Here is a 21,312-nt window from a genome sequence, read left to right as displayed (position 1 = left end):
TATGGGACTAATAATTGCTTACATCATTATGGCCATTTACAGTATCGCGCTGTTGTTGATTTTCTTCTATAGCTTGGCCCAACTGAATCTTTTGGTCAATTATTTAGGATACAAAAAGCGAAATCAGGAAGCCCCAAAATTCAATTTGTTAGATCCCCGTGAAATTCCATTTGTTACCATACAACTTCCCATATATAATGAAGAATACGTTGTAGAACGTCTGTTGGAGAATATTGCCAAGATTGAATACCCAAAAAGCAAGTTGGAAATTCAGGTTTTGGATGATTCCACGGATGATTCAGTCAACGAAACGGCTGCCAGAATAAGTGCACTTCAGGAAACCGGATTGGATATCCAGCATATACGTCGGGAAAACCGGGAAGGTTTTAAGGCTGGAGCGTTAAAGGAAGGATTAAAAATTGCCAAAGGCGATTTTATAGCCATATTCGATGCGGACTTTCTTCCTTCAGGGGATTGGCTTAAAAAAACCGTAGTTTACTTCAAGGATCGGGAAATAGGAGTAGTACAGACCCGTTGGGGACACATTAACCGCGATTATTCTACACTTACACGCATTCAAGCTTTTGCCTTGGATGCCCACTTTACTTTGGAACAAGTAGGACGTAATGCAAAAGGGCATTTCATCAATTTCAATGGTACTGCCGGCATTTGGCGAAAGGAATGTATTTTGGATGCTGGAAACTGGGAGGGTGATACCCTGACCGAAGATTTGGATTTGAGTTACCGCGCCCAATTAAAAAATTGGAAATTTAAATATTTGGAGGATGTAGAGACCCCGGCAGAGCTTCCAGTGGTCATTAGTGCAGCCCGTTCACAGCAATTTCGATGGAACAAGGGCGGGGCCGAAAACTTTAGAAAGTCTGTCTGGAGCGTTGTTTCCGCTAAGAACATTTCGCTAAAAACAAAATTTCATGGTGTGATGCACTTGTTGAACAGTTCCATGTTCCTTTGTGTTTTCCTGGTTTCCATATTGAGTATTCCCACAATGTATATCAAAGAGATATTCCCGCAGTTCGATTGGGTATTTGCCGTTTTGAGCTTCTTTGTCTTAAGTACGGTAATCCTATTCATCTGTTATTGGTTTACCTACAAAAGCATTCAGGGAAGCAGTTTTGATAATTTTGTGGACTATATAAAATTGTTCTTTACCTTCTTCTCCGTGGCACTTGGATTTTCGCTACACAATTCCATGGCCGTTTTGGAAGGGCACATGGGGAAACGAAGTGAATTTGTACGCACTCCGAAATTTAATATCAATAACATTACAGATAGTTGGAAAGGCAATAAATATCTTGCAAAAAAATTATCCCCCAATATGATTTTGGAATTTGCCTTAATGGTCTACTTCCTATTCGGCATGTACATTGCAATTCCTCTTAACGATTTTGGGCTTCTTCCTTTTCATTTCATGCTATTTTTAGGCTTTGGATTCGTCTTTTTTAAATCGCTTACGGCAAAAGCTTAAAACTTGCGACCCATAAAAATTTTGTAGCTTACAATTTTTGGGATTACTAGCTTCCCCTATTCAATTTATCAATAATCCACGTTTTGAGTATATCAGCTCCTAAAAGCAAGGAAGTTTTGGAGCGTTGGTCTTCACACAAATACGTTAGAAAGTCAACTGGAACTAAAAATTTCAAAAGCGCAAACTAAACCTCTTACAGAGTTTAAACATTCAATTTTATTCCCTAATTTTCGGTGTTTTGCAACAACCGAATAGCCAAGCTTCGATGCCCAACCAAATCATTACATATTGGAAACTCCATAAAGTGCCCATTATATTGGCCCTGTTGAGTTTGGTTTTTTACTACACGTTCGCACACCATCTGGTACGTTCGGACTTCATGAAGCTTCTTATGCTTTTTGCGGCGCTGTTCTTCCTGTCCTTTAAACTTATTCAATTCGAGAAATGGAATTTTAAGTTCCTCCTCGCAGTAGGCATATTGTTTCGTTTGATCTTCTTATGGGCCGAGCCCAATTTGTCCCAGGATTTTTACCGTTTTATATGGGATGGGGAATTGGTAAGCCATATGCTCAATCCGTATTTGGAAGTTCCTGACACACTTATAGGTCAAAAAGACCTGGTCATTGCCAATGCACAGGAACTACATCAAGGAATGGGTGGCCTAAGCGCACGTCACTTTAGCAACTACCCTCCCTTGAATCAGCTTATTTTTGCCTTGGCGGCTCTTTTGGGGGGTAAGAGTATCTTGGGCTCGGTTATGGTGATGAGATCCGTTATCATTTTGTCCGATATCGGTATTTTCTATTTCGGACGAAAACTGCTTAAAAATTTAAACCGTTCTCCACATCTCATATTTTGGTATTTTTTGAATCCCCTTATTATCATAGAGCTTACCGGAAATCTCCACTTTGAGGGCGTGATGCTCTTCTTTTTCGTTTGGGCCCTGTATTTGCTTTCCATTGGAAAATGGTTGTGGGCCGCTATTCCCTATGCCTTTTCTATCTCGGTAAAATTGGTACCCTTGCTATTCCTACCTTTATTCCTAAAACATTTGGGATTAAAAAAGAGTATTTCGTTTTATGGATTGATTGCATTGACCACTCTCATTTTGCTTGCCCCATTTTATACTTCGGAATTCTTTGCCCATTATTCCGATTCCGTTGGCCTTTGGTTCTCCAATTTCGAATTCAATGCCGGCCTTTATAATGGTATAAAGCTAGTAGCTGTAAACTTTTTTGATGCCAAAGCTTGGGAATTGGTAAAGATTTATGGGAAAATAACCCCATTGGCCATAATTGCCATAGCCCTTCTATTTACCTTCTTGGCCAACAACCAAAAACTACAAGTTCTCATTACTAGTATGTTATGGATTTTGGGGTGTTATTATCTGCTCTCCACAACGGTGCATCCTTGGTATTTGGTTTTTCTGGTCTTTTTGGTCATTTTTACCGAATATCGCTTTGCTCTGGTATGGTCCGCAATGGCCATATTAAGCTATTTTGCCTATTCCAAGACCCAATTCAAGGAAAATCTGTGGTTACTTGCGATCGAATATTTTGCGGTATATGGATTTTTGGCTTACGAAATATTCAAGCTTAACGGGATAAAACAGATTTTCCACAAAAATTCATCGGTGAATTAGACAGTTTCAATATTATTTGTACATTTGGTTCGCTTATGAACGAACACACATACATAGTAGAAATCAAGGGCCTTACAGCTCAAGCACGTCCGTTCTTTCCACGCCGTCGCCCGTAAGGGTGCAAATAGACTATGGAAATAGGTGAGTCCATTTCCGCAAAATCCAACAATTATTTTTCTAATATTTATGTTTTAACCGAATAGCAATGGAAATTGTTATTGCGAACGCATCACATTTTAAATACGCCCAAATTATAAGCGATACCATATCGGAATCCGCCCAGGTGCGGGGTACTGGCATTGCCAAGCGAACCCCCGAGTATATTATAAAACGCCTGGAGAACGGGAATGCGGTAATCGCGTTGGATGGGGAAAAATTTGCCGGCTTTTGTTATATAGAAGTATGGGGCGATAAGAATTTTGTGGCCAATTCAGGCCTTATAGTACATCCTGATTATCGGAATCAAGGGCTTGCCAAGAAAATCAAAAAGGAAATTTTTGAACTTTCGAGAAAGAAATTTCCCGAGGCCAAGATATTTGGAATTACAACGGGTTTGGCCGTAATGAAGATGAATTATGAATTAGGCTATAAACCGGTAACCTTCTCCGAACTTACCGATGATCCAGATTTCTGGAAAGGTTGCCAGACCTGTAAGAATTTTGACATCCTTACCCGGACCGAACAAAAAATGTGTCTTTGTACCGGGATGTTATATGACGCCTCGGCCGAACAGAAAGCCCCGAAAAAGGAAAAAGTAAATAGCAAGGCGTTTAAACGATTAAAAAGTATTAAGGAGCAATTGTTCCTCAAAAAGAAGCAAAAATGAAAAAACTAGTTTTAGCCTATAGCGGCGGATTGGACACTTCCTATTGTGCCAAGTATCTATCCAAAGAAAAAGGTTTTGAGGTACACGCGGTCAGTGTTAATACAGGTGGATTTTCCAAGGAAGAGATAAAAAGTATTGAGGAAAAAGCTCTGGAACTCGGCGCTACCTCCTATACCTCCATTGATGCCGTCCAAACGTTCTACGAAAAAGTAGTGAAGTATCTCATTTTTGGGAATGTATTAAAGAACAATACCTATCCCTTATCCGTTAGCGCGGAACGAATCGTACAGGCCATTGAAATCGTAAAACATGCCAAAAAAATAGGCGCGAATTATATTGCACATGGCAGCACAGGTGCAGGAAATGATCAAGTACGTTTTGATATGATCTTTCAGATCATGGCACCTGGTATTGAAATCATCACCCCTATTCGGGATAACAAATTGGCCCGTGAAACAGAAATTGAATATTTGAAGCAAAATGGTGTGGATTATCCGTGGGAAAAGGCCAAATATTCAATTAACAAAGGCCTTTGGGGCACTTCCGTCGGAGGTGACGAAACCCTTACCTCCCATAAACCCTTACCAGATTCTGCCTACCCTAGTCAATTACAGGAAAAAACTCCAGTAGAAGTAAAATTGACCTTTGAAAGGGGAGAATTGGTCGCCATTGATGGTCAGCAGGATACTTCTGTAAACAATATCATTAAGTTGGAAGATATGGCATCAAAATATGCTATTGGGAGGGATATTCACGTTGGCGATACCATTATTGGCATCAAAGGTCGAGTGGGGTTTGAAGCCCCTGCATCGCTCATTATTATCAAAGCCCATCATCTATTGGAAAAGCATACCTTAAGCAAGTGGCAGCAATTCCAAAAAGAACAACTGGGCAATTTTTATGGCATGCTTTTGCATGAAGGAAACTATTTGGATGAGGTGATGCGAAATATCGAAGCCTTTTTGACCGATACCCAAAAGAACGTTTCAGGCGATGTATTCGTTTCCCTATATCCATTCCAGTTTAGATTGAATGGAATTTCCTCTGAGCACGATCTGATGAACGCTTCCTTTGGAAGTTACGGGGAGATGAACAAAGGCTGGACAGCTGATGACGCAAAAGGCTTCATCAAAATTCTTTCCAATCCCGGAAAAATAGCGAACCATGTAAACGAGGATTATGATTAAGGCAGGTATCATAGGGGGATCGGGCTATACCGGTGGAGAACTTATTCGGATTTTACTGAACCATCCAGAGGTTGAAATCGATTTTGTATACAGTACCACAAGGGCAGGCAAACAAGTCACAACGGCACATCCCGATCTACTAGGGTTGACACATTTAGAATTCACCGGTAAAGTAAACCCAAATATTGATGTGGTTTTCCTATGCCTAGGTCATGGCAACTCTACCCAATTTCTAAAGGAGCATCAATTTTCCAAGGACACAAAAATCATAGACCTGAGCAATGATTTTAGATTACAGGCCGATGCCGTTTTGGATGGAAAGAAATTCGTATATGGCCTGCCCGAATTGAAGAAAGAAGAAATACAAAAAGCCAAATATATTGCTAATCCCGGATGTTTTGCCACAGCCATTCAATTGGCGCTTTTACCTATGGCGCAATCCGATTTTTTGCAAAATGATGTTCATATCAACGCTATGACAGGAAGTACTGGAGCGGGCGTAAGTCCCTCGGCAACCTCCCATTTTAGTTGGCGCAACAATAACATAAGTTGGTACAAGCCCTTTACCCATCAGCATTTGGAAGAAATTAATGAAAGTCTGAATTCCTTTGAAAATGACATTGGCGAATTGTTCTTTTTGCCCAACCGGGGAAATTTTACAAGAGGCATTTTGGCCACGGCCTATTCCCCATTTGAAGGAAGCGAGGCTGAAGCCATCGAGCTTTATCAAAATTTTTATGCGGATGCGATATTTACCCATATCGCCTCAGACGCCATCCATTTAAAACAAGTGGTGAACACCAACCAATGTCATATCCATTTGCATAAGTATAAAAATATCCTTTTGATTACCTCGGCCATTGACAATTTACTTAAAGGAGCATCGGGCCAGGCCGTACAGAACATGAATTTAATGTTTGGTTTTCAGGAAGATTTGGGATTACAGTTAAAGGCAGGTGTATTTTAATCCTTATTTAAGATGAATTTGAACCAACACCTAAACGAATAAATTCAAAAAGCATGAAAATAGCCATTATAGGAGCGGGAAATTTGGGATTGTCCATCGCCAAGGGCGTACTAAACACCAACGGCGCCACTACCATGTATCTCACCAAACGGAAGACTACGGAGATCAAGGATTATGAAAAGTATGGGAATGTGACCATCACGACTGATAATCGGGAGGCCGTTAAAAATTCGGATGTGCTGATCTTAGCGGTACAACCTAGCCAATTGGAGAAGATTTTAAGAGATATTAAAGACCTACTGACTGAAAACCACGTAGTCATATCCACCATTACAGGTTTTGGTATCGCTCAAATGGAAGATATTATTGGGGAAGACAAATATATTATCCGGAGTATGCCCAATACGGCGATTTCCGTGGGCCAGTCCATGACTTGTGTTTGTAGTAATGAGATGGGGCAAAAACGAATCGATTTGGCCAAGGCCATATTTAACCGTATGGGACATACTATGGAGATTCCCGAAAAACAAATGCAGGCTGCTACGGTAATCTGTGCCAGTGGCATCGCTTTTTGGATGCGTTTGATAAGGGCTACCACTCAAGGAGCCATCCAATTGGGTTTTGATGCCAAAGAAGCACAAGAACTGGCCATGCATACCTGCAACGGGGCCGCAAGCTTGTTGATTGCATCCGGGAGCCACCCGGAAGCTGAGATAGACAAGGTGACAACCCCTAAGGGATGTACCATACAAGGCCTTAATGAAATGGAACACCAAGGGCTCAGTTCCTCGTTGATACAAGGCATTGTAGCTTCTTATGAAAAAATTAGTAGGATCAAGGAAGGGCAACTTTAAAGTAAGAAGTTTGAAATACAAAAACTAAAAAAACACAAATATCAAAATCAAATACCAAGGTATTCTTAACCAAGCCTTTATGAACCTGAATTTGAGTTTGAATTTGAACTTTATACTATGAAATTATTTGACGTATATCCATTATATGAGGTTACTCCTGTTTTTGCCAAGGGAATTGTGGTCACGGACGACAAAGGTCAGGATTATTTGGATTTTTATGGGGGGCATGCTGTGATTTCCATCGGGCATTCACATCCCCATTATATAAAACGGCTTAAAGATCAGTTGGATCAAATCGGGTTTTATAGCAATTCCATCAAAAATCCCTTGCAAGAGGAATTGGCAGAAAAACTAGGACAACTTTCCGGCTGCCCGGATTATAATTTGTTCATGTGCAACTCCGGTGCAGAGGCCAACGAAAATGCACTGAAAATGGCATCTTTCCAAACCGGGAAATCCAGGGTCATTGCCTTTACCAATAGTTTTCATGGTAGGACCTCCGCGGCCGTAGCGGCAACGGACAATCCCAAAATCAACGCTCCGATAAATCAACAACAGAAAGTCACTTTTTTGTCTTTCGAAGATACGGAGGCCTTTAAAAGAGAAATCGAAAAAGGCGATGTATGTGCCGTAATCCTTGAGGCCATTCAAGGAGTCGGGGGATTGGATGAACCTTCTACCCAATTTTATCAAACCATTGCTCGACTTTGTAAGGAACACGAGGTGACATTGATAGCTGATGAAGTCCAATCCGGTTTTGGACGTAGCGGAAAATTCTTTGCGTTTCAACACCATGGCATTCAACCGGACATCATAAGTATTGCCAAAGGTATGGGCAATGGGTTCCCTGTGGCGGGTATATTGATCCATGAAAATATAAAGGCGTCCTATGGAATGCTGGGCACCACTTTTGGTGGTAATCATTTGGCCTGCGCTGCAACATTGGCCGTTCTGGAGGTATTGGAAAATGAAGGATTGTTGGAAAATGCGAGTGTTCTGGGGAAATATTTTACCGAAAAAGCCATGACCCTCCCCCAGGTAAAACGGGTAAAAGGCCACGGACTTATGTTGGGCCTTGAATTTGATTTTGAAGTGGCGGATCTTAGAAAGCGATTGATTTTTAATCAGCATATGTTTACGGGAGGCGCAAAGGATAAATTTGTACTTCGATTTCTGCCTGCCCTGAATGTAACCCAAGAACATTTGGATATTTTTTTCAAAGCATTAAAAGCAGAACTGGTATGAGCTTAATTTTGGATATTGAAAAACGAAACGCCGTTTTGGCGACCATGGCAGACTTGCTGAAGCAGGAAGACGAAACCCTCCTTTCGGCCAATGCAAAGGATATGGCCAGTTTTGCCGATGGAGATATCGCCATGCGCGATCGGTTAAAGGTGAATGATGCCAAAATTGGGGAAATGTTGTTGTCCTTAAAGCAACTGGAAGAGTCCGATGACCCTTTAGGCATTGAACGTTATCGATTCACCCATGAAAATGGGATGCAGGTGAGCAATAAAACAGCACCTTTTGGGACCGTTCTCATCATTTATGAGTCCCGTCCGGATGTCACCATCGAAGCGGCGGGAATTGCTTTTAAATCTGGAAACCGGATTTTATTAAAGGGGGGTAAGGAATCCCTGAACAGTAACTTGGTCTTGGTGGATTTATGGCACAAATCACTAAGGCAAAACGGGGCCGACACTAATTGGGTGGAGTACTTGCAATTTGATAGAACCCAGACGCAGGCATTCTTGGAAAATCCCACCCAAAACGTGGATTTGATCGTTCCCCGTGGCGGTGAAAGATTAATCGCTTTTGTAAAACAACATGCCTCCTGCCCGGTAATTGTAAGTGGTAGGGGCAATAATTTTGTATACATACACAAGGATGCAGATTTGGATATGGCCATGGACATCATTATCAATGCCAAAACAACAAAAATATCCGCATGCAATGCTTTGGATAAAGTTCTGATTAACAACGAACTCCCCAACAAGGAGGCATTTATAAAACAACTGCTTGCCGCATTAAGGAAAAACAATGTGGAAATTCTGGGCGATGATCATCTTGCCCAATTTGAAGGGGTTTCCAAAATTGAGAACGAGTCCATTTGGCATGAGGAGTTTCTTGACTACAAAATAGTTCTGGGTGAAGTACCTCATCTTGAAGAAGGAATCATCAAGATAAATCGCTATAGTGGCGGACATTCGGCTTCAATTATTACCCAGAGTAATGAGGTGGCCGAAATCTTCATGAATAGTGTGGATTCCGCAGCAGTTTATCACAATGCATCCACCCGTTTCACGGATGGGGGACAATTTGGACTAGGAGGCGAGCTCGCCATTAGCACGGACAAGTTACATCAAAGAGGCCCAATCGGCTTACAACACCTTGTGTCCAATAAATGGTATGTACGAGGTAACGGACAAATACGATAGCGTAAAAAGAAGACTATGGGCAAAAAGCGAATCCTATTAAAAATAGGGACCAATACCTTGACCAAGGAAACCAATCAGATTTCCCGTGGAAAAGTCGAGGACATTGGAAGGCAAATTGCATCCCTAAAGGGCGATTATGAATTTATCATTGTAAGTTCGGGCGCCATTGCAGCGGCCAAACAATTCGTAAAATTGGAGCACAATGGAGCGGAAATCAATGTAAAACAAGCTTTGGCAGCCATTGGTCAACCTCACTTGATGCGAATCTTTCAGGAAAATTTTAGGGAGTTGGGACTTTTTACCTCGCAATGTTTACTGTCGTATTCGGATTTTGAGAACCTGGATGCCAAGGCCAATATCAAAAACACCATAAACGTGTTGGTCTCCAACAACTTTATCCCGATAATCAATGAAAATGATACCGTAGCTGCAGACGAGATCCAATTTGGCGATAATGATAAATTGGCCGCCTTAACGGCGGCGTTACTTCAGGTAGACCTGCTCATTATCGCTACCAACACCAATGGCATCTATACCAAAATATCCTTGGAAAATGATACTCCAGAGACCATATCTTCCGTATCCGGAATCGGTACTTTAAAACAGGAAATCAGCACGTTAAAATCGACGCACGGCACTGGTGGGATGCATTCAAAAATAGAAGCGGCCACCATAGCACAGCGTTCGGGCATCGAGACTTGGATCGTAAACGGATTAAAGGACAATTTTATAACGGATTCCCTAAAAGGAATCGGAAACTTTACCAAAATTAAACAATGAGGCATTTCCTTTCCATAACTGAAATCGATTCCCTAATCAATCTAGTGTCCGATGCAAGGGCTCTGAAAAAAAGCCCTTTTGCATCCAAAGACTTGGGTAGGAATAAGACCCTTGGATTGTTGTTCTTCAACAACAGTCTTAGGACACGTTTAAGCACCCAAAAAGCGGCTTTGAATCTGGGAATGGATGTAATGGTCATGAGTTTTGGGAAAGAAGGATGGGCACTGGAATATCAAGATGGTACTATTATGGATCAAGGCACTTCCGAACACATAAGGGAAGCGGCCCAGGTAGTTTCCCAATACTGTGATGTAATTGCAATTAGAGCTTTTGCCGGTCTAAAGGACAAGGAGAAGGACGAAGCGGAATTGGTCCTGAACGGGTTTGCAACCTATGCCTCGGTTCCCATATTAAATATGGAAAGCTCCTTAGGACATCCCTTACAGGCTTTGGCGGATGCCATTACCTTGGCCGAACACAGTAAGAATACCAAACCCAAGGTGGTACTTTCATGGGCACCACATCCCAAGGCCCTACCCCACGCAGTAGCCAATTCCTTTGTAGAAATGATGCGGCAACAACAAGCGGAATTTATCATAACGCATCCCAAAGGTTATGAATTAAATCCGGCAATTACAGAGGGCGTCCAAATAGAATACGATCAAAACAAAGCTTTGAAGGATGCCGATTTCGTGTATGTAAAGAATTGGAGCAGTTATTTGGAATATGGACAGGTATTACAACAAGATCCGGATTGGATGATTACCCAGGAAAAGCTGGGTAAGGCAAAATTTATGCATTGCCTTCCGGTGCGGAGGAATGTGGTAGTGGAAGATGCGGTCTTGGACGGCCATCAGTCCTTGGTCGTAGAACAGGCCAATAATAGAACCTATTCGGCACAAATCGTTTTGAAAAAAATTCTGGAAGAAATCAAGGAATAAAAAAATGCCACATAAACTAAAGGATAAAGTCTGTATCGTCACCGGGGCCACAAGCGGAATGGGGAAATCCATAGCAGAGACCTTTTCCGAAGAAGGGGCAAAACTTGTTCTTTCGGGGCGGAATGGGGAAAGGGGAAAAGCATTGGCCACAGCCCTCAAGGAAGCTGTTTTCATCCCAGGTGATGTGAGTGAGCCTCCCTATAATGAAGAATTGGTACAGGCTGCCATTGAAAATTTCGGAAAATTGGATGTGCTTTCCATCAATGCAGGAATTCTGGGCTTGGGCAATGTGGTTGAACTGAATTTGGCGGAATGGCAAAAAACGTTGGACACCAATCTTAGCGCTATTTTTTACTTATCCAAATACGCCATTCCCTATTTGTTAAAAGGAGAGGGCAATATACTGATCAATTCCTCCATTGCAGCCTTTAAAAGTTTTCCCAACCATCCGGCTTATTGTGCCTCAAAAGCTGCGTCATTGGCCTTAATGAAACAAATGGCCGTTGAATATGCCCCTAAAATTAGGGTCAACGCCATTTGTCCCGGACCGGTAGATACTCCATTATTATGGGATTCGGCCAAGGCTTTTGAAGACCCCGAGACCGCTGTGGAAAATGCTGGAAAAACCACGCTTTTGAATCGATTGGGTACCCCGGAGGACATTTCAAAATTAGCGCTTTTCCTGATTTCCGAGGATTCTTCCTGGATTACGGGTAGTGCAATGACTATTGATGGAGGCATTATAAATACTTAACTTGAATCGAGAATATGAAATCCAAACTGGCAGTAGTAAAAATTGGGGGGAATGTTATAGAAGACAAAGCAGAACTTTCTAGATTTCTAAGCCTATTCGCCAAAATGGAGGGTCCTAAAATCTTGGTACATGGAGGCGGAAAGAAAGCGACCCAGATCCTAAAAAAATTAGGGATGACCCCAAAAATGGCAGGAGGAAGAAGAATCACCGATGCCGAAAGTCTAGAGGTGGTTACCATGGTGTATGGAGGTCTTACCAATAAAACGATTGTGGCACAACTTCAGGCATTGGCCTGTAATGCCATTGGATTAAGTGGCGCGGATGCCGATGCGATCCGTGCACATCAAAGACCTGTAAAGGAAATCGACTATGGTTTTGCCGGGGATGTTGACATCGTAAATGTCAATTCAATTTCAAATTTGTTAAACTCGGGATTTGTTCCTGTTTTCTGTGCGCTTACCCATAATGGTGAGGGGCAGTTGTTGAATACCAATGCCGATACCATTGCTTCGGAAATTGCTATAGGCATGGGCCATAGCTTTGAGACCACCCTGTACTATTGCTTTGAAAAGAAGGGCGTACTTTTGGATATGGCCGATGACAATTCGGTTATCAAGACCATCGATTCTAAAACCTATATGGAGATACGTGAAAAAGACATTATTTCCGAAGGTATGTTGCCCAAACTGGAAAATTGCTTTCATGCACTTCAAAAAAATGTACACAAAGTCTGTATAGGAGATATTTCAATGATCGATTCAGAATCAAAACTTTTTACCACCTTAACCCTCTAAATATGGAGATATCCAAACTTACCGAAAAAGCGATAGCCCTATTAATGGAGTTGATATCCATTCCATCTTTTTCAGGAGAGGAGGAAGGTACGGCTTCCGCATTGGAAGCTTGGTTTACCTCTTGTACTATTCCTTTTGAACGTGATAACAATAACGTTTATGCAAAAAATAAACATTGGGATAATTCCAAACCCACTTTGCTTTTGAACTCCCACCACGATACCGTGAAACCAAATTCTGCCTATACTAAAGATCCATTCCAGGCCCATATAGAAAATGGGAAACTATACGGGCTGGGCAGTAATGATGCTGGAGGAGCGTTGGTCTCGTTGTTGGCAACGTTTACCTATTTTTATTCCACGGAAGGGCTATCCCATAATCTTTTGATGGTAGCTTCGGCAGAAGAGGAAAATGCGGGGGATAATAGTTTACGAGGTTTACTTCCCAGTCTTCCAAAAATTGATGTGGCCATTGTTGGGGAACCTACGTTAATGGATTTGGCCATTGCCGAAAAGGGCTTGGTGGTTTTTGATGCATCCGTTCAGGGAACCCCTTCCCACGCCGCCCATCCCAATGACAACAATTCAATCTACAACACGATCCATGTATTGGAATGGTTCAAAAACTATAGGTTCAAAAACGTTTCCGATGTTTTGGGTGAAACGAAAATGACCGTAACGCAAATCAATGCCGGTAACCAGCACAATGTGGTACCGGGCCATGTAGATCTGGTCATTGATGTTCGGGTCAACGATGCATACAGTAATAAGGAAATCGCGGACATTCTGATCAAGGAAGCTCCCTGTGAACTTAAACCCCGCTCATTGCGCTTAAATTCCTCGGCAATTGATAAAAAACACCCTTTGGTAAAATCGGGAATTGCTTTAGGGCGAAAAACCTACGGTTCGCCCACTTTGTCCGATCAAGCGGCATTGACTTGTCAATCCATGAAATTGGGCCCGGGTGATAGCACACGTTCGCACTCCGCGGATGAATTTATTTATGTCCATGAAATTGAGGAAGGGATTGGTTTGTATATTCAAATTTTGGAAGGATTTTTAAAAAACTAAACTCAAATACAAATATCAAATACAAAATTTATGAAAACCGTATTTGAACTTGACGTTTGAACTTGAATTTGACACCTTAAAATATGAAACTCTGGGATAAAGGCTTTAGTACCGATAAGAAAATAGACCAATTCACTGTAGGTAATGATCGGGAATTGGATTTGGTACTGGCAAAATACGATGTCATCGCCTCCAAGGCCCATGCCAAGATGCTGGGGAAAATTGAGCTGTTGACCGATGCGGAAACAGAAGCGCTGATCAATGAACTAAATGCCATTGCAAAAAGCATTGAGGAGGGTTCTTTTACGATTGAGGATTCCTTTGAGGACATGCATTCCAAAATTGAATTTTTACTCACCGAAAAACTGGGGGATACCGGAAAAAAAATCCATACGGCACGATCACGAAACGATCAGGTTTTGGTAGCCATGCATCTCTATCTGAAAGATGAACTCAACATTATCAAAAGTCAGACTAGGGTTTTATTTGACCTTCTACTGAATCTGGCCGAAACACACAAAGAGGTTTTGTTGCCCGGCTATACCCACTTGCAAATTGCCATGCCTTCTTCTTTTGGACTTTGGTTTTCCGCCTATGCGGAAACGCTGATCGATGATCTGTATTTTGTTGAAGCCGCTTATAAAACAGCCAATCAGAACCCTTTAGGGAGTGCTGCGGGTTATGGTAGCTCTTTTCCTATTGATCGAAGTTTTACCACAGAAGAAATGGGTTTTGAAACCTTAAAGTACAATGTGGTGGCCGCCCAAATGGGTCGGGGAAAAGTAGAAAAAGCCACTGCTTTTGGTATGGCGAGCATTGCCTCAACCCTATCCAAATTGGCCATGGACATTTGCTTGTACATGAGCCAAAATTTTGACTTCATTTCTTTTCCTGATGAATTGACCACAGGAAGCAGCATTATGCCACACAAGAAAAATCCGGATGTTTTTGAATTGGTACGGGCCAAATGCAACAAAATCCAAGCGGTACCCAATCAACTAACCCTGGTTATCAATAATTTGCCTAGTGGGTATCATAGGGACCTGCAATTGGTCAAGGAAATCATAGTTCCGGCCTTACAGGATATGAAGGCTTGTCTTGAGATATTGACATTTAGCCTAAAAGAAATCAAAGTCAATACCAATATTTTAGAAGATTCCAAATACGATTACTTGTTTAGTGTAGATACTCTAAATGAACTGGTACAGGGCGGAATGCCCTTTCGAGACGCTTACAAAAAGATGGGACAAGAGATTGAATCGGGAAACTTCAAACCTAAACGAGACATTTCGCATTCTCATGAAGGTAGTCTAGGGAATTTGTGTTTAGGAGAGATTAGGGCCAAGATGGAAAAAATCACGTGACCTAAAAAGAGCTCCTTTCCCTAGTTTGGCATATCAATAAAGGAAAGGACGGGAAAAACTATCCCTTCCATCTTCCCTTGCATAAGGGAAGGAGCTATTGAATTGAGATATGAAAAAACATGATAAGCCACGGCTAAGGAATCGTCGCAAAGAACTAAGACAGAATCTGACCCCTGCCGAAGCTTTTCTTTGGAAATATCTACAACACAAAAAATTAGCTGGCCGCAAGTTTAGACGTCAACATAGTATTGGCAATTATATCGTTGACTTTTATTGTGCCTCGGAAAGACTCATTGTGGAGCTTGATGGGGAAGTTCATAATAATTCCGTCGCAGCGGAAAAAGACGAACGAAGAACAAAATATCTGGAAAACCTAAATTACAAAGTCATCCGGTTTGAAAATAAAATGGTTTTTGATCATTTGACCTCAGTACTCCAGGAAATAGAGGATAATTTCAAAAAATAAGGTAAGAGTTCCTTTCCCTGACCAGGGAAAGGAGCCTCAATTGAGGACTCATTTAATCATCCCCAAATTAATTACCTCTTGCTCTGTTAGATACCTCCAATGTCCTCGAGGTAAATCCTTTTTGGTCAAAGGTCCATAGATTACCCTATCAAATTTTACAATCTCATAGCCCAGTTCCTCAAAAATCCGATGCACAATATTGTTTCGGGTACTATAAATTTCGATACCAATTTGATTTTTAGGGGCATTCTCAACAAAACTGATATCATGTACCCGTACCGTTTTTTCATCTATGGTCATTCCAGCCTGTATGGTTTTCAGGTCAGTACTTCTTAGGCTTTTATTCAATTCCACATGATAGATTTTACGAAGTCCATTTTTAGGACTGTTCAATCGCAGGGTCAAATCGGTATCATTGGTAAACAATAATAGTCCGGTAGTTTCCTTCTGCAATTTCCCTACAGGCAAAAGCTCCGATTTTGAAGCATTGGAAATAAGTCCTAATACCGTCCGTTTTCCTTTTTCGTTTCGGGTAGTGACCGTAAAATCCTTCGGTTTGTTCAGCAGCACATATTCTTTTTTGACCGGATTAAGCAAACGACCATCAAAACGTACCTCATCGCTTAATCGCACTTTATGGCCCATTTCAGTAATAGGTTTTCCGTTTACGGTAACATTTCCAGAAGCAATGTAAACATCCGCTTCCCTACGGGTACATACCCCCGAGTTGGCCACATATTTGTTTAACCGAATCAAATTAGGGTCGGAAGACTGTTTACGTTGCTCCACTTTTTGAGCAGTGGTGTTTCCCCTATAGTTACTTCGCTTTCCATAACTACTCCTCTGTCCTCCTGATGGCTTCCTTCCCTTATTGTGGTCTGACCGGCCCATACCTTATATTTTTGGCAAAGGTAGGGAAGGCAATTGGATGATTTCGAGTTTTCCCCATTTAATTGGTTTGGCCCTGATGGGGGTCAGTTTTACATCACCATATTCCCTATTACCCTTATCTTTATGGGATTCAATTTCATCCAAATGACTAGAAGACCACTTGCCCTTTTTTTTGTCCTATTCCCTGCCATGCTCCTTGCTCAAAAAAAGGTCTTGGACCATACTGATCTTGATTTGTGGAACATTATACAGGATGAAGCGATTTCACCTAATGGGAATTACGTATTATACACCTTGCAAAAAGGTGAAAAAGATAACTTTTTAAAGATTAAGAATTCCAAAGGCTCCTTGCTGTTTGAACATGAACGTGCCAAGAAAGGCACATTTACCTATGACTCCCAATTCGCGTTATTTACCATAAAGGCCTGGAAGGACAGTGTTACGGCCATGAAAAGCCGTAAAGTAAAAAAAGAGAATCTGCCCAAGGATTCTCTGGGCATTTTAAATCTAACTAATGGTAGTTTAGTGAAAATTGGCCATGTTAAATCGTATAAAGTGCCTGAAAAATGGTCGGGTTATGTAGCTTATCAATTAGAGGAAATCAAGGAAAAAAAAGAGGAGAAAGAAGATTCGGTTACCAGGAAAGAAGAAAAGAAAAAGAGCAAACCCAAAAAACCGAATAAAAAAAACGGATACCATGTGGTTTTGAGAAATTTGAAAACTCAACAGGAGGATACCCTCAAATATGTGACGAACTTTGTGTTTGCAAAAAAGGGAAAGTGGTTTGCTTATGCTACCACTGGAAAAAATAAGGAAGCCGATGCGGGGGTCTTTGTCATGAATTTGGAAATCGGTGAAAGTGGTAAGATACATAGTTCAAAAAAGGGAAAGTATTTCCAACTCAACTTCAGCGAATCCGGGAAAAATTTGGGTTTTATAGTCGACACCGATACCACAAAAATACAGGTACGGCCCAATGAACTATTCCTATGGAAAGATGGGGATACAACTGCGGAAAAAATAATCGATAAATCCACAGCCCCTAATGGATACATGGTATCACATTATGGCAAGGTTAGTTTTTCCAAGGACGAATCGAAACTATTCTTTGGCTTGGCCACCCCTCCCATTTTAAAGGATACCACCCTTACCGAAGACGAAATCGTAAATGTAGAGGTCTGGACGTATAAGGAACCTAGGCTCTATACGGTTCAAGAACTACAATTAAAGAACGATACCGTCCAATCCTACCAAACCGCTATACACTTAAAAGACAATACTTTGGTACAATTGGGCAATACCCATTATACCCAAACGGCATTGGGCGATGAGGGCAATGCCATATACGCTCTGTCCGGCACCACCTTACCCAATGAGCTTGAAAGTCAATGGACGGGAAGACGAGAAAATGATTATCGCGTGGTCAATTCGATTACCGGGGAAACTCTTCTTCAATGGACCAAGGTCCCCTCTTTACGCTTGAGCCCAAAAGCTAAGTACGCCTATGGCTATAGCCGTGTTGATAGTACTTGGTTTACCTATAGCCTACCCAAAGGAACCTATAAAGCCTTGACCAAAGGAAGAGTTTTTTATGAGGAATTGAATGACTACCCCAATTATCCTTATTCCTATGGCGTTGCGGGCTGGACGGAAAATGACGAATATCTCATCCTATACGATCGCTATGACCTTTGGAGATTTGACCCTGAAACTGGGGAAGCAACCCGATTGACATTTGGAAGGGAAAAGAAAACGATGTATAGGTATGTAGCTTTGGACAAGGAAATCCATCATATTCCAACGAACGAACCATGGCTGCTTACTTCCTTCAATGAAATGAGCAAAGATGGTGGTTACGCAAACTTCGATTTTAAGAAAAATCGTCTTAAGTCATTGATTACGGGACCATTCCAATATTCAATCCCAATAAAGGCTTTGTTGGATGATGCCCTAATCTATACCCGACAATCCTTCCAAGAATTTCCCGATCTGCGATCATCAGATCTTGGTTTTAAAAAAGAAATCGTTCTCAGCAATGCTAATCCCCAGCAAAAGGAATATCGGTGGGGTACCATAGAATTGGTGAATTGGGCTTCTCTGGATGGTAAGGAACTTACAGGTATGTTGGTTAAACCTGAAAACTTTGATCCGAACAAAAAATACCCCATGTTGGTTAACTTCTATGAGAGAAGTTCAGACGGACTTCATAGGCATCGCCATCCCCGGGCCGAGCGCTCTTCACTTAACTATAGTTTTTATGCCAGTAGGGGATATGTAATTTTTAATCCAGATGTACACTACCGAATTGGATATCCGGGTGAGAGTGCCTTTAACTGTGTAATTCCAGGTATTACCTCATTAATAGAAAAGGGATTCGTGGATAAGGATAATATTGGTGTTCAAGGACATAGTTGGGGCGGATATCAAATCGCCTATTTGGTAACGAAAACCGATATTTTCAAAGCCGCCGAAGCCGGTGCGCCCGTACCCAATATGATCAGTGCCTATGGTGGTATCCGCTGGTGGACCGGCCTAAGTCGCCAGTTTCAATACGAACATACACAGAGTAGAATCGGGGGAACCCCTTGGGAATATCCTTCGCGGTATATCGAAAATTCCCCCATTTTCAATATTGATAAAATTAATACCCCTCTTTTGATCATGCACAATGATGCTGACGGACATGTCCCCTGGTACCAGGGAATAGAATTTTTTGTGAGTCTAAGACGACTGGGGAAGCCTTCCTGGTTTCTTAATTACAATGGTGAACCGCATTGGCCGTTAAAATTGCAGAATCGGAAGGATTTTAATATCCGAATGACCCAGTTTTTTGACCATTATCTAAAGGGAGCACCAAAACCTAACTGGATGGAGCACGGGGTTCCTCCTATGGAAAAAGGCATCCATTTGGGTTATGAATTGATCCAAGGGACCGAAGGCAATTAAAGAAACGTAAATCATGGGTCTTTGAAATCTATTGTAGATTGTCTTTCCCTATTCACAATCAATTTGGTTACGTCTGGGCGGGAGTAATGCCCTGATGGGTCAAAATTCTGGCGTTCCTCATATACCCGGTTAAAATCCAAGGCTTCAATTATAAGACCTTCTCTAAGTAATACGGGCTCAACAATCCAGTCTCCATTAGGGCCGGCAATACAAGAGCCGCCATTGGCCAAGACCTCTGGAGCCTTTTCCAGTATTTTTTCAAGATGGGGTGTCCGTTCGGGAAAATCCTTCCTACTCATCAAAGAGGAGACACTGATTACATAACTTCTGGATTCCCTTGCAATAAAACGTGTTATATCCCTTGTATTATGATCGTTACCGGGCCAAACCGCAATATGCAAATTTTCACCCTGTGCATATAGTGCCGTTCTGGGCAGGGGCATCCAATTCTCCCAACAATTGAGTCCACCTACGGTAAATTGCTTCAACGGATGTACTTGCAGTCCATTACCATCACCGGGAGCCCATGTTAAGCGCTCATCATAGGTGGGCTGTAATTTTCTATGTACGGATTTAATCTCTCCTTGGGCATCAATGTAGACCAAGGAACAGTACAGACTATGCCCACCACGATCTTTGGCCCGCTCTATTACCCCTAAATATAGAGACATCTGATAATCCTTGGCCAATTTACAAATGGCACCCAGCTCCTCAATTTGAACGGCATTTCTCACGTAGTGGGCATGCAGTTCCTTGTTCACCTTGGAATCCCACGCGGCGCCATCGGTCAATGCTAACCAAAAAGGGTATCCCGGTAACAAAGCTTCACCAAAAACCAGTAATTCTACCTGCTCTTTTGCAGCCTCGAGAATGGTTTGCTCAATTTTTTGAAGGGTTGCCTCCTTATCCAACCAAATAGGGGCAATCTGGGCCATGGCAACTTTCAAAAGGTTGTCTATCATAAAATCCGGTTTAATACAAGGTCAATATCTATGAGCAATATACTGAAGACACCAACAATAATAATAAATTTCAGGATGTTATGAAGCCCAACATAATGCAGCTTGGTTTTTGCTCTCCATAGCATTCCCAAAAACAGGATCATCAGAAATATAGAGCCGATGAAGTAGAGGTACATATATCCGACATCAAAAAAATAGATAAGTAAAATAGCAGGTAATAAGGTAAGCAAGATCAAAATACTGATTAGAGCTTTGGAAACCTTGGTTCCGTATAAAATGGGAATGGTACGGTAATTCTGGGCTATATCACCAGCCATATTCTCCAAATCCTTTATCATTTCACGAGCCAGAATCAACAGAAAGAGGAACATGGCATGGACAAAAATACTAGACTCAAAATTTTTGTAATACACAAATACAACAAAAAATGGAGCTATGGCCAAAGTCGCCGAAACGAAATTACCTATGAATGGCACCCGTTTGAGTTTGTGGGAATAAAACCAAATACCAAAAATATAGGCAGAGAAAAAGAATACCGCTCTAAACGAAACATAGCTTGCCGCAAATACGGCCAAAAAATTAAGCACAAAATAAGTGGTCAATTTAAATCGTTGGCTTACCAAGCGATCCAACATACTTTTCCTTGGTTTGTTGATAAGGTCTTTCTCGGCATCATAAAAGTTGTTTATGATATAGCCTGAAGCGATGACCAATGCAGAGGCCAAAACGATGGCGAAAAGATTAAGATCCAAAACTACTTTCCGCAAAGGCAGGTCCGGGGATAAAATATAAATCGAGGCCAAGTACTGGGCCAGCCCTATCATTAAAATGTTGTAACCCCGCACAACTGAGAACAAACTCAATAACTTTAATAGTAAGAGTTTGTTTCGTCTATTAAGCATGTTTCGGGATTTTGCACTAAACCAACGTCAAAATATGGTATG

At 41.6% G+C, this 21,312-nt stretch carries 19 protein-coding genes; 16 read left to right on the top strand and 3 right to left on the bottom strand.

Features of this window, described 5'->3' with window-relative positions:
* Position 1: 1 nt before the first annotated feature.
* The 15 genes from D7Z94_RS05565 to D7Z94_RS05495 all read left to right on the top strand — a co-directional run bounded on the left by D7Z94_RS05565 (position 2) and on the right by D7Z94_RS05495 (position 15,569).
* Entirely contained in the window at positions 2 to 1,486 is a 1,485-nt protein-coding gene (locus tag D7Z94_RS05565; protein ID WP_120710504.1) for a cellulose synthase family protein, read from the top strand.
* 238 nt (positions 1,487 to 1,724) lie between these two features.
* The gene (locus tag D7Z94_RS05560) at positions 1,725 to 3,128 is read left to right on the top strand and encodes a mannosyltransferase (RefSeq protein ID WP_317125763.1); all 1,404 of its coding nucleotides are present in this window, start codon (positions 1,725 to 1,727) and stop codon (positions 3,126 to 3,128) included.
* A 205-nt stretch (positions 3,129 to 3,333) separates the two neighbouring features.
* The gene (locus D7Z94_RS05555) at positions 3,334 to 3,954 is read left to right on the top strand and encodes a GNAT family N-acetyltransferase (RefSeq protein ID WP_120710502.1); all 621 of its coding nucleotides are present in this window, start codon (positions 3,334 to 3,336) and stop codon (positions 3,952 to 3,954) included.
* Positions 3,951 to 5,141: an argininosuccinate synthase gene (argG, locus tag D7Z94_RS05550; RefSeq protein ID WP_120710501.1), complete on the top strand. Its 1,191-nt coding sequence runs from the start codon at positions 3,951 to 3,953 to the stop codon at positions 5,139 to 5,141. The genes D7Z94_RS05555 and argG overlap by 4 nt, the downstream gene beginning before the upstream one ends.
* Positions 5,134 to 6,108, top strand: coding sequence for an N-acetyl-gamma-glutamyl-phosphate reductase (gene argC, locus D7Z94_RS05545; protein ID WP_120710500.1), 975 nt, complete (start codon positions 5,134 to 5,136; stop codon positions 6,106 to 6,108). The genes argG and argC overlap by 8 nt, the downstream gene beginning before the upstream one ends.
* A 53-nt stretch (positions 6,109 to 6,161) precedes the next feature.
* Complete coding sequence (gene proC, locus D7Z94_RS05540) at positions 6,162 to 6,962, top strand: pyrroline-5-carboxylate reductase (RefSeq protein WP_120710499.1); 801 nt, start codon at positions 6,162 to 6,164, stop codon at positions 6,960 to 6,962.
* Between the two features lie 117 nt (positions 6,963 to 7,079).
* Entirely contained in the window at positions 7,080 to 8,207 is a 1,128-nt protein-coding gene (locus D7Z94_RS05535) for an aspartate aminotransferase family protein (protein WP_120710498.1), read from the top strand.
* A complete protein-coding gene (locus D7Z94_RS05530; RefSeq protein ID WP_120710497.1) occupies positions 8,204 to 9,400 on the top strand; it encodes a glutamate-5-semialdehyde dehydrogenase in 1,197 nt (398 codons plus the stop codon). The genes D7Z94_RS05535 and D7Z94_RS05530 overlap by 4 nt, the downstream gene beginning before the upstream one ends.
* A gap of 15 nt (positions 9,401 to 9,415) precedes the next feature.
* Positions 9,416 to 10,180, top strand: coding sequence for a glutamate 5-kinase (gene proB, locus D7Z94_RS05525; protein WP_120710496.1), 765 nt, complete (start codon positions 9,416 to 9,418; stop codon positions 10,178 to 10,180).
* Positions 10,177 to 11,121 carry a Rossmann-fold NAD(P)-binding domain-containing protein gene (locus tag D7Z94_RS05520; RefSeq protein WP_120710495.1) on the top strand — a complete coding sequence of 315 codons (945 nt, stop codon included), beginning with the start codon at positions 10,177 to 10,179 and terminating at the stop codon, positions 11,119 to 11,121. The genes proB and D7Z94_RS05520 overlap by 4 nt, the downstream gene beginning before the upstream one ends.
* A gap of 4 nt (positions 11,122 to 11,125) precedes the next feature.
* A complete protein-coding gene (locus D7Z94_RS05515; RefSeq protein ID WP_120710494.1) occupies positions 11,126 to 11,875 on the top strand; it encodes an SDR family NAD(P)-dependent oxidoreductase in 750 nt (249 codons plus the stop codon).
* Between the two features lie 14 nt (positions 11,876 to 11,889).
* Positions 11,890 to 12,669, top strand: a complete 780-nt coding sequence (gene argB / locus D7Z94_RS05510) for an acetylglutamate kinase (RefSeq protein WP_120710493.1) — start codon at positions 11,890 to 11,892, stop codon at positions 12,667 to 12,669.
* Positions 12,670 to 12,671: 2 nt separating this feature from the next.
* Positions 12,672 to 13,739, top strand: a complete 1,068-nt coding sequence (locus D7Z94_RS05505) for a M20 family metallo-hydrolase (RefSeq protein WP_120710492.1) — start codon at positions 12,672 to 12,674, stop codon at positions 13,737 to 13,739.
* Between the two features lie 83 nt (positions 13,740 to 13,822).
* Positions 13,823 to 15,103 (top strand): argininosuccinate lyase, encoded by a 1,281-nt coding sequence (gene argH, locus D7Z94_RS05500; RefSeq protein WP_120710491.1) that lies wholly within the window; start codon positions 13,823 to 13,825, stop codon positions 15,101 to 15,103.
* A 109-nt stretch (positions 15,104 to 15,212) separates the two neighbouring features.
* Complete coding sequence (locus D7Z94_RS05495; RefSeq protein WP_120710490.1) at positions 15,213 to 15,569, top strand: endonuclease domain-containing protein; 357 nt, start codon at positions 15,213 to 15,215, stop codon at positions 15,567 to 15,569.
* A gap of 48 nt (positions 15,570 to 15,617) precedes the next feature.
* Here the strand turns inward: D7Z94_RS05495 and D7Z94_RS05490 are convergent, their stop codons facing one another.
* Positions 15,618 to 16,460 carry a pseudouridine synthase gene (locus tag D7Z94_RS05490; RefSeq protein ID WP_120710489.1) on the bottom strand — a complete coding sequence of 281 codons (843 nt, stop codon included), beginning with the start codon at positions 16,458 to 16,460 and terminating at the stop codon, positions 15,618 to 15,620.
* A gap of 144 nt (positions 16,461 to 16,604) precedes the next feature.
* Between D7Z94_RS05490 and D7Z94_RS05485 the strand changes: the two genes are divergently transcribed.
* Positions 16,605 to 19,406, top strand: a complete 2,802-nt coding sequence (locus tag D7Z94_RS05485; protein ID WP_158594584.1) for an alpha/beta hydrolase family protein — start codon at positions 16,605 to 16,607, stop codon at positions 19,404 to 19,406.
* A gap of 11 nt (positions 19,407 to 19,417) precedes the next feature.
* On the opposite strand, the gene D7Z94_RS05480 is transcribed toward D7Z94_RS05485, so the two are convergent.
* Positions 19,418 to 20,365, bottom strand: coding sequence for a carbon-nitrogen hydrolase family protein (locus D7Z94_RS05480; RefSeq protein ID WP_211341757.1), 948 nt, complete (start codon positions 20,363 to 20,365; stop codon positions 19,418 to 19,420).
* Positions 20,365 to 21,270 (bottom strand): geranylgeranylglycerol-phosphate geranylgeranyltransferase, encoded by a 906-nt coding sequence (locus D7Z94_RS05475; RefSeq protein WP_120710486.1) that lies wholly within the window; start codon positions 21,268 to 21,270, stop codon positions 20,365 to 20,367. The genes D7Z94_RS05480 and D7Z94_RS05475 overlap by 1 nt, the downstream gene beginning before the upstream one ends.
* Positions 21,271 to 21,312: the final 42 nt, after the last annotated feature.

The sequence above is a fragment of the Ulvibacterium marinum genome, from assembly GCF_003626755.1.
GTDB lineage: Bacteria > Bacteroidota > Bacteroidia > Flavobacteriales > Flavobacteriaceae > Ulvibacterium > Ulvibacterium marinum.
This window is presented reverse-complemented; position numbering and strand designations above follow the sequence as displayed.

Coding starts and splice junctions, on each gene's coding strand:
- D7Z94_RS05535 (WP_120710498.1), top strand. CDS start 7,080: ATGAAATTATTTGACGTATATCCATTATATGAGGTTACTCCTGTTTTT.
- D7Z94_RS05475 (WP_120710486.1), bottom strand. CDS start 21,270: ATGCTTAATAGACGAAACAAACTCTTACTATTAAAGTTATTGAGTTTG.
- D7Z94_RS05490 (WP_120710489.1), bottom strand. CDS start 16,460: ATGGGCCGGTCAGACCACAATAAGGGAAGGAAGCCATCAGGAGGACAG.
- argG (WP_120710501.1), top strand. CDS start 3,951: ATGAAAAAACTAGTTTTAGCCTATAGCGGCGGATTGGACACTTCCTAT.
- D7Z94_RS05555 (WP_120710502.1), top strand. CDS start 3,334: ATGGAAATTGTTATTGCGAACGCATCACATTTTAAATACGCCCAAATT.
- D7Z94_RS05520 (WP_120710495.1), top strand. CDS start 10,177: ATGAGGCATTTCCTTTCCATAACTGAAATCGATTCCCTAATCAATCTA.
- D7Z94_RS05505 (WP_120710492.1), top strand. CDS start 12,672: ATGGAGATATCCAAACTTACCGAAAAAGCGATAGCCCTATTAATGGAG.
- D7Z94_RS05565 (WP_120710504.1), top strand. CDS start 2: ATGGGACTAATAATTGCTTACATCATTATGGCCATTTACAGTATCGCG.
- D7Z94_RS05530 (WP_120710497.1), top strand. CDS start 8,204: ATGAGCTTAATTTTGGATATTGAAAAACGAAACGCCGTTTTGGCGACC.
- argH (WP_120710491.1), top strand. CDS start 13,823: ATGAAACTCTGGGATAAAGGCTTTAGTACCGATAAGAAAATAGACCAA.
- D7Z94_RS05485 (WP_158594584.1), top strand. CDS start 16,605: ATGACTAGAAGACCACTTGCCCTTTTTTTTGTCCTATTCCCTGCCATG.
- argC (WP_120710500.1), top strand. CDS start 5,134: ATGATTAAGGCAGGTATCATAGGGGGATCGGGCTATACCGGTGGAGAA.
- proB (WP_120710496.1), top strand. CDS start 9,416: ATGGGCAAAAAGCGAATCCTATTAAAAATAGGGACCAATACCTTGACC.
- argB (WP_120710493.1), top strand. CDS start 11,890: ATGAAATCCAAACTGGCAGTAGTAAAAATTGGGGGGAATGTTATAGAA.
- D7Z94_RS05495 (WP_120710490.1), top strand. CDS start 15,213: ATGAAAAAACATGATAAGCCACGGCTAAGGAATCGTCGCAAAGAACTA.
- D7Z94_RS05515 (WP_120710494.1), top strand. CDS start 11,126: ATGCCACATAAACTAAAGGATAAAGTCTGTATCGTCACCGGGGCCACA.
- proC (WP_120710499.1), top strand. CDS start 6,162: ATGAAAATAGCCATTATAGGAGCGGGAAATTTGGGATTGTCCATCGCC.